Source organism: Mesorhizobium sp. M1217 (genome assembly GCF_040318275.1).
Lineage (GTDB): Bacteria > Pseudomonadota > Alphaproteobacteria > Rhizobiales > Rhizobiaceae > Mesorhizobium.
The window spans coordinates 138602-150956 of the sequence record NZ_JAMYMA010000013.1 but is presented as its reverse complement, the minus strand read 5'-3'; the positions used below and the strand labels follow the sequence as shown (position 1 = coordinate 150956).

Genomic DNA, 12355 nt, shown 5'->3' with positions numbered 1-12355 from the left:
CGCGGATCGACGCGTCAACACCCACCACTGGGAAATACGAGCCGGACAGGTAAGACGCTCGGCTGCCTCTTCGTCGGCTGCAGAGTGAAACCGGAAAAACCTCTGCATTCGTCATCCCTGTCTCGTCCGGTTAACACGGCTCATGAGATAATCTGGAAGCCTCGCCCGACCAAAACATCTGTTCCAAAGTATAGGGCCTGGACGCGGTTTTAGTTCTGCGGAGCGGCTTGGCGGCCGAGCAATTGTTTGGCGACAATGAGACAGGGCGCAGCGACCGCGAACAGCAGGACGAGCGCGAAGAAAGCTTCGTCGAACGAGATAGTGGCGACCTGCTTCTCAAGCGCGCGCTGCAGCAGCGGCAGCGCGGCCTTGGTCGCCGCGGCGCTGTCGATACTATTCGCCAGAACGTTCGCAGTGGCTCTCAAGCGCTGGTCCACGGCTGGATCGCCATTGACGAGGTGGGACGTCAGTATCGTCCGGTTGTGGACATTCTGGTGATCAATATACGTTTGCAAGAGGGCTGTGCCGGTCAGACCGCCCGCCTGCCTGCCGAAGTTGAACAGCCCGATGCCGAACGGCAGCGCATCAGGGGCAAGGCCCTGCAGTGTAATCAGCGTCAGTGCCACGAACAGAAGGCCGAGGCCGAATCCCCGCAGCAGCAGAGCAAGGGTCAGGTCCGGTGATCCGCTACCGCTCGTCGAAGCGGACAGCAGCCACATGGCGCCTGCGAAGAGCAGAATGCCAAACGGAGCAAGCGTGATCGGGCGCATCCCGGTCTTTTGGATGACGAAGCCGGACAACAGAAGTCCAAGCGCGAGCATGGCTCCGCTAGGCAGCAGAAGCACTCCTGCGCCCGTGGCGGTAAAATCGAGCACGTTGAGGGCAAAAGCCGGAATGAGATAGGCGCTGCCTGAAAGGGCAGAGCCGGCGACGAAGCTGACGAGAAGGCCAAAGCGAAAGTCCGGATTGCCAAGGGGCGAGATGGCCAGCAGTGAGCCTTCTGAACGAAGGCGGGTCTCCCAGACGGCCAGAAGGCCGGCGGCCGTCATACCAGTTGCGGCAAGGAAGGTGATGTCGGTGTCGTCGAACCAGTTGAACCTGCTGCCTTGCAGCAAGACGTAGGTCAAAAGCGCGGCGCTGATGCCGAGCAACAATATCTCGACGGCAGGAAACCTGGTTTTCCGCCAAAAGGTCCGATCGCCGTCCGCCGCCAACAGGACAAGGGAGACGATGCCGAGCGGAATGATGCTCAGGAATATCCACTCCCAGGTAAGATGGTCGACAAGCCAGCCCTGCAGGGCCGGCGTGACGGTCGTCGGAGCCATGACGGCGCCTACGGCAAAAACTGCCTGAACGACCGGCTGATGCCGATGCGGGAAGCGAAAGAACAGCAGCGTCTGGCCGGCGACGAGAATTGTGCCGCCGGCCAGCCCCTGGACAATGCGGCAGATGCAAATCCAGGTGAGGTCCACCGACAACGTCAAGGCCGCGGATGCCAGCAGAAGGGCGACAACCCCCGCGCGGAGGCAGGCGGTCGGCCTGGCTGCCGTTACAAGAAGCGGAGCGACAAGGAACGCCGTCAGCTTCGCCGCGATGAAAACCACGTCGACCATCGCCAGCTCGTCCGACGTTGCGTAGGTGTCGCCAAGCATGTCGATCCGGCCGATGGACAGTGCGGTGGATGCGACCGCGTCCATGAAGGCGGCCAGCACGACGCCGATTGCTATCAAGGAAGCGCGCAGGGTGCCGGGATGGCGCTGCACAGCCGCCGTTTCGGCGAGGTGCATCATTGCGCTGAGCGCCCGTTCGCGGTCCCGCCTGTCTGCATTTCCTGCGCTACGGCCGGAGCATCCCCGGCGCCGACGGTGATGGCAACGCGAGCCGAGAGTCCCGGAACCAGGCGGCCGGGCAACGGATTGCGCGTCATCCTGATCTTGACCGGCACGCGTTGGACGACGCGAATGAAATTTCCGGTGGCATTGTCCGGCGGCAGCAGGCTGAAGGCTGCGCCGCTGCCAGGAGCGAAACTGTCGACAACACCGTCGATTTCAAGATCTGGATATTGGTCGACCATGGCGCGGACCCGTTGGCCGATCTCAACCTGCTTCAGCTGTGTTTCCTTGAAGTTGGCGACGATCCAGACATCGTTAACCGGAACGATGTCCAGGGCTGCCGTCCCTGGAGTAACATAGCGGCCGACCCGGATCTGGCGATTGCCGACGATGCCGTCGACCGGGGCCCTCACGACGGTGTTGGCCAGGTCTAGCATTGCCAGGTCGAGCGCTGCCTGTGCCTGCGACAGGGCTGCCTGCGCGCCGGACAATTGTGCATCCAGGACGCCGAGCTTCAACTTCTGAGCCGACAGATTGGCCTCTGCGCCGTCCAGCGATGCCCTTGCCTTGTCATGGCCGGCCTGCGCATCCTGCAGCTTCTGATCGCTTGCGGTTCCGTTCTTCTGCAGCGTGACGTAGCGGCTTAAGTTGGCGCGGGCGAATTGCAGGTCGGCTGCGGCAGATTGCTTCTGCGCCTCGGCCTGCGCGATCAATGCGTCCTGCAGTTCACGGGTCGCCTTGATGTTGGCGATTTCCGCCTGTCGGGCGGCGACGTTGGCTTTCGCCTGCTCCGCCTTGGCCTTGTAGTCGCTGTCGTCGATGCGAAACAGGACAGCACCCTTTGACACACTGGCATTATCGTCTATGTCGACTTCGACGACGTAACCGGCGAGCTTCGGAGCGATGCTGGTAATGTCTCCGCGGAGATAGGCGTATCGGTCGTTTCCTCGAACCGGCCCCTTGTAAACCACTGCCAGCTCCAAATAGCTGCCATTGGCAGCACCATAAGGGCAACGAGGGCGATCGCGATCTTGCGGGGTTGGCTCATGATTGCCTCGACCCCAAGTCGACGCGCTCACTATCGAAGGAGATCTCCGCCTGCCGAAGAGCGAGCCGTTCGGCAAGGCTGCAAACCCACGGTGCGCAATAGAGTCTCACGAGAACGTCTCCGTCGAGCTGCGGCTCTGCAACAAGGCAGAACTGAAGAACGATCGCGGATTTCACGGCCTCGCCGCTATCATGCGGACGAACATCCCATTTGCCCTGATCGGTAGTTCGTACTGAACCTCAGCACAGGTCGTATTGTCAGTCGGCCGGATTCAGGCGCGCGAACGTGGCGGCGCGGATCTCCGTATTGCCGAAGACCGTCCACGAGAAAATCCACTTTGAAGTAAATTCCGGACATCCCGTGGCAGCAATGATCGCAGAGAGCGCCCTCTTGAAGAGTTTGGTTGTCTTAACGTTCACCTATTTTGTATTTTGACAAGCGCGCAACACGCGTTCGCTGTGCAGCATTTGCGACAGTTCATGAAACAACCCGCTATCTTGCCTCCGGCTAACGCGGTGCGACACGCAGCCCGGCGGCATCGAAGAGATGCATGCGCTCCGGCGGCAGAGCGAGGTGGATCGGCGGCCCTTGCGATTCAACGCCCTGCTGCTTGAGAACGGCGATAAGTTTGCTGTCGCCGGCAATGGTGGCGTGGACAACGGTTTCCGGTCCCAGCGCCTCGGCCAGCGTTATCCGCGCTTCCACCGATCCCTTGCTGCCATCCGAAAGTTGGATGTCGTGTGGTCGGATGCCAAGCGTCGCGTCGTCTCCCGGTTTCAGCGCGACCCCGTCGGCGGCGACCGAGGCCGACAGCCCGCCCGGACCTTCGACACGCACCTCGGCGCCGCTTGCCGAACGCACCTTCACCGGCAGCAGGTTCATCCGCGGCGCGCCGATGAAGCCGGCGACGAACAGGTTGGCCGGCGCGTTGTAGAGATCGAGCGGCCGGCCGACCTGTTCGATCCGCCCCGAGCGCATGACCACGATGCGGTCCGCCAGCGTCATCGCCTCGATCTGGTCATGGGTGACGTAGATCATCGTGGTTGCCAGCCGCCGGTGCAGGCCCGCCAGTTCAGCGCGCATGGTGATGCGCAGTTCGGCATCGAGGTTGGACAGCGGTTCGTCGAGTAGAAAGGCGGTCGGATTGCGCACCACCGCACGGCCGATCGCCACGCGCTGCTTCTGGCCGCCCGACAATTGACCGGGCCGGCGGTCTAGATAGGAGGCAATTTCCAGCATGCGCGTCGCTTCCGTGATCCGCGCGTCGATCTCGGCTTTCGGCATACGGATGTTTTCGAGCCCGAAGGCGAGGTTCTGGCGCACGCTCATGTGCGGGTAGAGCGCGTAAGACTGGAACACCATCGCCAGACCGCGCTGCGCGGCCGAAACGTTGGTGACGTCGACCCCGTCGATCTCGATCTTGCCGTCGGTCGGCCGATCGAGCCCGGCAATCAGCCGCAGCAGCGTGGACTTGCCGCAACCCGACGGGCCGACGAGGACTAGCATCTCGCCGTCCCCGACGTCGAGGTTGATGCCGTGCAAGATCTTCATCTTGCCGTAAGCGCGATCGATGTTGGTCAGCGTTATCCGTCCCATGACATCCTCACTTCAGTCCGGTGCCGGCAATGCCGGAAGTGATGTACCGCTGCAGGAAGACGAAGACGAGGACGACGGGGATCATCGTCACCACGGTCATCGCCAGGATGTAGTGCCACTGCACGTTTAGCTGGCCGGCATAGGTGTTGAGGCCGACCTGGAGTGTGTAGAGTTCCTTGCGCGACAGCACCACCAGCGGCCACAGAAAGTCGTTCCAGCGCCAGACGACCGAGAAGATCGCCAGCACGGCGAGCGCCGGTGCTGCAAGCGGCAATACGATGCGCCAGTAGATCTGCCATTCGGAAGCGTTGTCCATGCGCGCCGCATCGAGCAGCTCGTCCGGGATGGTCAGCATATATTGGCGCAGCAGGAAGACGCCGGTCGGCGTCGCCACGGTCGGCAAGATCACGCCCCACAGCGAATCGAGCAGCCCGACGGCGCCCACCACCGAATAGAGCGGCACCAGGATGACCGACAGCGGCACCATCAGCGTACCGACGATCACAAGCATCGTCAGATCGCGGCCGCGGAACTTGTATTTCGACAAGGCGAAGGCGGCCATCGAATTGGTGAGCAGCGTGATCAGCGTCGCCATTGCCGTCACGAAGACCGAATTGCGCAGATAGCGCAGGAAGTCGAAATGGACGAAGGGCTCGGTGTAGTTCTCCGTTGCGAAGCCGATTTCGCGCACCGGCTGCCGGTCGGCGATGTTGACCTTGACGATATCGTTCGGCGCCTGCGGGTCCACCATTTGCGCCATGATGCCGATGCGCCGCACCTCGGCCAGCACCTTGGTCGAACCATCCGGAAGCTTCACCCTGTAGAGGGCCAGCGGCTTATCGTAGCCTTCGACCCTCGCCTGTTGGCTGACATAAGGCATTATGGTCGGCGGGAACTCGGCGAGCTGTGCCGGTGTCTTGAATGACGAACCCACCAGCCAGACGGCCGGACCGAACATGATGACAACGCCGCCGAGCAGCCACAGCCAGCTCACGATATCCGTCCAGTGCCAGCCGCGACCGCCGCGCCGGCGGGTCAGGAATGTCATGACGCTGCTCATTCGCGGGCTCCTTTCCGCTCACCCCGGCGTCCGACCTGCAGCTGAACCAAGGTGAGCACGACCAGCACCAATCCCATCAAGATCGAAGCCGCCGAAGCCAGCCCCGGATTGCGCAGCAGGGAGGCGAAGCCGATCTCATAGATGTACTGCGTGATATAGAAGGTCGAGGTTCCCGGCCCTCCACCCGTCAGCACATAGACTTCGTCGAAGATCTGCACGGCGCGGATCAGCGTCAGCACGATGACGACAAGCAGGTTAGGCATCAGCAGCGGCAGCGTGATGCGCCAGAACACCCGCGCCGGCTTCGTGCCGTCCATCTCGGCCGCTTCGTAAAGGTCGCGCGGGATCGCCTGCAATCCGGCAAGCAGGATAAGCGTATAAAAGCCCATATGGGCCCAGACCGAAACGCTGACGGCGGCGGTGAAAGCCCAGAAGCGGTCGGTCAGCCAGTTGTGCGGCTCGCCGCCCAGATCATGGACGATCAGGTTCAGCAAGCCCTGGCGTTGCAGGATCCAGCGCCAGATCAGACCGGTGACGACGGGCGACAGCAGCACCGGAAAGAAGAACACCGCGCGCCAGAAGCTGCGCCCGACGATCTCACGGTTGAGGATCAGCGCTGTCGCCATCGACACGACCGTCATCAGCGCCACCTGCACGACGACGAACAGGCCGGTATTGTGCACGGCCTTCCAGAAGAGATCCTCGTGGCAAGTGGCAGTGTCCAGGTAGTTGCCGCAATCGAGCAGGCGCTGATATTGCTCGAGCCCGACATAGGTTCGGTCCTGCAGGAAGTAGGCCGTTCCTGACGTGGCCGAATAGAAGAAGTTGATGATCATCGGCACCAGGACGAAAATGCCGAAGATCGCCATGTTTGGGGCCAGGAAGAACGCGGCCATGCCGCCGGTGCCCGTCGCGCGCTGCCAGAACTTCAGCGGCACGTTGACGATCGATGCCAGCCACACGACCGGCGCCGCGAGGGCGGCGCCAATCCATGCCTTCAGTGTCGCGGCGGCGGTCACTTCGCCTCGGCAACCTTGTCGGCGATATCCTGGTCGATCCTGCCCCAGGCATCGTCGAGGCTGAGCTCGCCGGCCATCACCTGGCTGACGCGCGTCACCAGCGCGGCGAAGTAAGCATTGGCCCACTTCCACGGCGGCAGCGCATCGGCCGCCGGCAGGGTTTCACCCGCCGCCTTGACGAATTTGTCGAGCGCCGGACCGACATTCTTGTCGGCCGAGACCCATTTCAGCCCGCCCTTGTCTACGACGCCCTTGTGCGCGGGCAGAAACAGCGTGCGCTCGCTGAACTCTTTCACCACGTCTTCACGGGCCAGATAATCCATGACCTTGGCGACGTCCTTGGGATTCTTCGTGTATTTGATGGCGACCAGCGCCGCGCCGCCTTTCACGCCCGAACAGCCTGCAGTACCGCAGGGCGAGCCGGTTGCCACCCAGTCGAAACTGTCGCCGATCTTGGTCGACAGATTGGCGACCTGCCAGCTGCCCGAATAGTAGAACGGGATCTGGGCGTTGATGAAGTCATCGGCGGCCGCGCGGTAGGTCGAGCCTGCCGCCGACACCCAGGTATCCTTCAGCATCAGGCTCTTGGCGGTCCAGTCGACGAGCTTGCCGACGAACGCCTTGGTGCCGTCGTCCACTTTGGCCGGCATGCCATCGGGGCCGATATAGTTCGCTCCGAAGGAGACATTCGGACCCGAAATGCGGTGGCCGGAACGGTCGATGGCGAAGGCAGCCGGAAGCTGTTGGCTCTTCGCCACCTCGGCGGCGGCGTTGATCCAGTCGTCCCAGGTCGCCTTGTCGCCAGGCAGCGGCACCCCGGCCTGTTCGAACAGCGTCTTGTTGGCGAAGCCGCCGGTGAGCGTGAGTTGGGTCATGAAACCCGGGATGGCGTTGGAGCCGTCGGGGCGCATCCAGTCCAGCGTGTCAGCGAAATTGTCCTCCCAATATTTCGGATCGGCCACCAGTGGCCTGAGATCGAGCCAGTGCTGGGCAAGCTCCTTGATGTTCGTGACGCGGGCGATGTCCGGGCCCTGGCCGGCTTCGAGCTGGATGGGCAGCTGCTCCTGGATCACCTTGTAGGCGACGTTGTCGAGCGTGACGTGGATGTCGGGATTGTCCTTCATGAAGCGGTTCAGAATGTCCTGAATGACATCGCCTTCGACACCGTCCGAATACCACATGATGCGCACGTCGCCGGCAAACGCGCTGGTCGATGCGAGCAGACTGACCGATAGCGCGGCCAGCAAAGTGCGGGACTTATTCATGCTTTCGTCTCCTCCTTTAGCGGGGCGGCGCCCCGATAGTTCAAGCCGCTACGCCCTCTCCTCTTGAGCGTCGCAGCCGATTCCTCCCTACTCTCTGTGCTTCATGCGCATCGCCTCACCGCGCACGGTCCAGTTGGCCGGATCGAGTGTACGTCCCTCGGCCACGATCCTTGCGTCGGCGAGGAAATGCACCGTGCCGTACTCCGGATCCTCGACGATCAACTCGCCGTCGGGACCCGACCGCACCGACAGGCCGGCAAACGCGCCCGCCCAGGCGTCGAGCGCCGGCAGATTGGCATCCCTGTCACCGAGGCGAACGATCCATGTCGTCCTGCGTCCCGCCGCCCGCAACTCGTTGCCGGCCGTCGGGCCGGCCTCTACCTGCGTGAGCGGAACATCCGTCTTCAGCATGACGAAGGCGTCGCCGGATTGCGCGAACGCCCGATCGCCACCCACTCGCACGGCATCGAAGGCACGTGCGGGGAACCAGGCGTGCGTGAAGTCGGGCTGTTCATCCGAGCAGGAGAAGCTGACGATGGCGAGGTCGCGGTATTGGTGAAGCCGGGGCAACGTGCCTGAGCCACCCCAATATGATGGTCTGCCATATCCCGACTGCAGCACTTCGCCGGGGTGGTTGATCCAGATCTGCGCATCCGGATTCTTGCCCAGCCGGGCGTGAATGACGGTCTCCTGATAACCCCATTGATTCCAGCGATAGCCAGCGGCGCTGCCCATCGCATGGCCGCGCGTCTTGTAGTGGTAGAGCCGCGCGAAGCGGTCTTGTCCCTGCGCGAAAGTCCATTCCCACGCCGTATCGTCGGTGAGGGAAGCAATTGCTGCCAACCCGTTCGGAACGCTCAAATCGTGATCTTGCAGGCAGAGTGCCAGCTGCGGCAGCGCGTGAAAGCGCATGCCGTAATTGCCCCTGCCCCAAAGCATGCGGCAGATGCCGGATAATTCCAGGGAACGCGCGGCGCGCAGCGTGTGCTCATAGGAGCGGCCCTGCGCCCCGGTGAGGATGCCGCGATGCGCCGAGCGGGCGACGATTTCAAGCAGGCGTATGATTGCCTTGCCGGCACGTTCGGCGATGTCCTTGTCCGGGGCCAGCGCGTAGAGTGCGCACAGGCCCTTGAGGTCGATCGGAAAATAGGGCGCCGAGTTGAACTCGGCCATCTCCCATGCCTCGAAATGGTCGAGCCAGGCTCGCACCCGCGCGGCTCCCACCGCGGACTGTTCGCGGCCAAGGCGGCCCGACCGCACGAACCGTGCATCAGGCAATAGGCCCCCAGCAATATAGGCGGCGGTGTGGAAGAGCAGCGCGTGGTTCTCGGAGAAGTACCACTGCACATCATTGCCGGGCTCGTCCATCCAGTAGCGATAGCCGAGGATGGCGTTGTCGACGCGCGCGCGCAGGCTCACTTCCAGCCGATCGCCATAGGCCTTGCGGCACCACAGCAGCGGCACCAGGATGAAGTCGGCGCAATCGTGACAATCCTCGATCGCCGGCAGCGCGCCGGAGATCATGGCGTCGGTCTCGGCGCCCTGCTGCCCGATCGCCAGGCGCGCCAGCGCGCGCACCGTATCGGCCTCGGCGTGACCGGCGACCTCGCGCAGAGCCTCATCTATACGCGCGGCAAGCGTTTCCGGTGCCTCGCCCTGACGGCGCGCGTGGCATATCTCGACGCCGAAGACACGCGTTACGGCATGGTCTGCGACCCTCAGCGTCACCTTGAAATGGCGAAAGTCGGCCGGCAGCTGCTCGGTATCGGCGATCGGCAGCCGCGTCTGGCCCGTTGGCAGATCGAAGGCGAAGCGCACCGGCGTCTCGATCGACATGAAATCGCCTTCGATCTCGATCTCGACTTGCGCGTCGCGCGGCAGGGCCACGCCGGTGACGAGCGCCACCTCGCCGCCGTCATAGGCGGGACGGTCGAAATGCATGTCGTCGAGGGCTGCTTCCATCGCATCGGCAACGCCGCTCTCGACTTCGATCGGCAGTGCGACCGAAGCAGCCGGACCGGATAGATAATCGAGCTGGAAATAGTAGCGGGCGTCGCGCTCGGCGAGATCGTCGAACCATATGCGAATGTCGTTGCGGCCGACCCTCAGCACGATCTTGAAGTGCTCGGCACTTTCCAGATTGCGGCCGTAGGGCGCCATCCAGCCGGCTTCCTCGCCATTGGCAAAGAGTATGGCGCCGCCGCATGTACGCAGCCGTACCATCACCTCGCCACTCGAGGCCGCCTCGATGGTGGTCTCGGCCCAGGTTCCAAGCACCGTCGGCCGGAACCAGAAGCCCGACAGGTCGATGCGTGGCGAGGCGAAGGGCAGCCAGATGCGCTCAGCGCCGAATTCGGCGCTGACCTGTGGTCGCTTGCCGCGTCGTTCCGCTGCGAACTGCGTGCGGCACGGATATTCATGGGGAATGAAATTCTTGTGCTTGGTAAGGAAGAAGAAGGGATCCATCTCGCCTTGCATGGGCTGGTCGGCCACGTCGTAGCGTTGCTCGGCGATAGACCCGAGCCGCCAATAGACGATTGGCTGCCCCGCCACGAGCGGCCGGCGCAGCGTAAAGTCCGTCCGAACGCTTTGCGCGGCCTCGCTCATCGCAAATCCTTCATGGGTACTGGATCGACATCGGTGTAGGCCTGGTTTTCGCCGGTCATGCCCCAGACGAAAGCATAGGGGCCGGTGCCGGCACCCATATGGATAGACCAGGCGGGCGACAGGACAACGTCACCGTCCGCAACCATCAGGTGGCGCGTCTTGTCAGGCCGGCCCATCAGATGGACCACACGGTCGGCCTCGGCGAGGTCGAAGTAGCAATAAGCTTCCATGCGCCGCTCATGCAGATGCGGCGGCATGGTATTCCACACACTGCCCGGCGCGAGGTCGGTGATCCCCATCAGCAAGAGGCAGGACGGGGCCACTTCGGGATGGATGTACATGCGCAGCGTGCGCTTGTTCGCACGAGCCTCCTCGCCGAGCACAAGCGGCTTGGCTTCGCTGCTGACGATGAGACGGTGCGCAATATCGGCGCCGGCCGGCACCGAGTTCATATAGAAGCGTGCCGGCCTCTCCGGATCGTCGCTCTCCAGCGTCACCTCGCGTGCTCCGCGTCCGACATAGACGATGTCGCGGTTAGCCACGGGAAAGCGCCTGCCGTCCACCGCGACCGCGCCATTGCCGCCGAGATTGGCAATGCCCATCTCGCGCGCGTCAAAGAAGAGCGCGGTGCCGACTTCGGCCCCGTTGCCGAATGTCAGCGGGTTGGCCAGCGGCACCGCGCCACTGACGATCATGCGGTCGACATGGGTGTAGACGAATTCGATCGCGCCAGGCCGGAACAAGCCGTCGACCAGGAACTCGGTCCTCAGCCGGTCCGTGTCCATGCCGGCAATGTCGGCCGGCGACGCGCCATAGAGCGTCCGCATCATGCCGCCTCCACCTTCGGCTGCAGATGCCGCGCCCCTTCGGTCAGGCACAGAATGGCCAGCGCCTGCCCGTAGCCCGTCGGATGGATGGGTATACCGCGATAGAACTGCAGGTCGGCGCCCATGCGTGTGCCATAGGACACGTTCGCCACCACACCTTTGTCATCGATGTTCGCCACCACGGCTTCCAAGGCGCGGAGCCCGGCGGCACGGCACTCTGTCGAGCCGATTCCGAGCCGCGCGGCTTTCATCAGCCCGTAGCCGAAACCGGCCGTGGCAGAAATCTCCTCGTAAGACGTCGGGTCGTCGAGCAGAGTGTGCCAGGCGCCCGAACCTGCCTGCACCTTGAGCAGGGCGTTGATCTGCGTCTCCAGCACGCCGAGCAGATAGGCCCGAACCGAAGGCGCAATTTCGGCGAACTCCACCAGGTCGAGGATACCGACCGTGATCCAGGCATTGCCTCTCGCCCAAAGCGCGCGGGCGAAATTGTGCCGTCCCGCGAACGTCCAGCCGTGGAACCACAGCCCTGATGCCGGGTCGGCGAGATAACGGGCGTGGACCAGGAATTGCCGTTCTGCTTCCTCGACGAAGCGACGCTGGCCGGCAGCCTGGCCATACGATGCGAGGAACAGTGCTACCATGAACAGCGTGTCGTCCCACAATTCGTCGTCGTTGACCCGGTCCGAAACATCATGCTGGAAACCGCCTTCGGGCGTCCGTGGCAAGACGGTGGCTACCTGCTCGGCCCATTCGCGCAGGACCGGCTCGAAACGCGGCTGGCGGCGGCGCCGCCACAATTCACTTAGCGCCAGCAGAGGCGCGGTGGTGTTGACGTTCATCGCCGGGAGACCGGCAGCGATGCGTCGGTCGTACCAGGTCTCGATCGTCTGCAGCAGCCGATCGTCACCGGTCTGCGCCCACAGCCGAACCAGCCCGTAGAGCCCGACGCCCTGCGGCCATTCCCAGCTGTCGAAGCTGACATAGTCGCCCGGCGTGCCGTCGAGATTCGGCTCATGGAACCGCCCGTCATGACGCAAGCCGGTCATGCCGGCCACGAGGCTGGCAAGCACGTAATTCAAGCGTTCGGCCGATAGCGGCATC

The 12355-nt window shown here is 63.3% G+C and carries 9 protein-coding genes; all 9 read right to left on the bottom strand.

Going from position 1 to position 12355, the window contains the following annotated elements:
- Window positions 1-209 precede the first annotated feature (209 nt).
- Complete coding sequence (locus NKH37_RS22240) at window positions 210-1790, bottom strand: MFS transporter (RefSeq protein ID WP_353041354.1); 1581 nt, start codon at window positions 1788-1790, stop codon at window positions 210-212.
- Entirely contained in the window at window positions 1787-2803 is a 1017-nt protein-coding gene (locus NKH37_RS22235; protein WP_353041352.1) for an HlyD family secretion protein, read from the bottom strand. Before NKH37_RS22235 ends, NKH37_RS22240 begins: the two co-directional genes overlap by 4 nt.
- A gap of 584 nt (window positions 2804-3387) precedes the next feature.
- Window positions 3388-4476 carry an ABC transporter ATP-binding protein gene (locus NKH37_RS22230; RefSeq protein WP_352483677.1) on the bottom strand — a complete coding sequence of 363 codons (1089 nt, stop codon included), beginning with the start codon at window positions 4474-4476 and terminating at the stop codon, window positions 3388-3390.
- Between the two features lie 7 nt (window positions 4477-4483).
- Window positions 4484-5536: a carbohydrate ABC transporter permease gene (locus NKH37_RS22225; RefSeq protein WP_023716976.1), complete on the bottom strand. Its 1053-nt coding sequence runs from the start codon at window positions 5534-5536 to the stop codon at window positions 4484-4486.
- Window positions 5533-6555: a carbohydrate ABC transporter permease gene (locus NKH37_RS22220; protein WP_502903021.1), complete on the bottom strand. Its 1023-nt coding sequence runs from the start codon at window positions 6553-6555 to the stop codon at window positions 5533-5535. The genes NKH37_RS22225 and NKH37_RS22220 overlap by 4 nt, the downstream gene beginning before the upstream one ends.
- Window positions 6552-7820: an ABC transporter substrate-binding protein gene (locus NKH37_RS22215; RefSeq protein ID WP_352483678.1), complete on the bottom strand. Its 1269-nt coding sequence runs from the start codon at window positions 7818-7820 to the stop codon at window positions 6552-6554. Before NKH37_RS22215 ends, NKH37_RS22220 begins: the two co-directional genes overlap by 4 nt.
- An 87-nt stretch (window positions 7821-7907) precedes the next feature.
- On the bottom strand, window positions 7908-10427 hold the full coding sequence (locus NKH37_RS22210) for a hypothetical protein (protein ID WP_353041350.1): 2520 nt from the start codon (window positions 10425-10427) through the stop codon (window positions 7908-7910).
- Window positions 10424-11257, bottom strand: a complete 834-nt coding sequence (gene kduI, locus NKH37_RS22205; RefSeq protein ID WP_353041348.1) for a 5-dehydro-4-deoxy-D-glucuronate isomerase — start codon at window positions 11255-11257, stop codon at window positions 10424-10426. The genes NKH37_RS22210 and kduI overlap by 4 nt, the downstream gene beginning before the upstream one ends.
- Window positions 11254-12354, bottom strand: a complete 1101-nt coding sequence (bglB, locus tag NKH37_RS22200) for a beta-galactosidase BglB (protein WP_353041346.1) — start codon at window positions 12352-12354, stop codon at window positions 11254-11256. Before bglB ends, kduI begins: the two co-directional genes overlap by 4 nt.
- Window position 12355 lies beyond the last annotated feature (1 nt).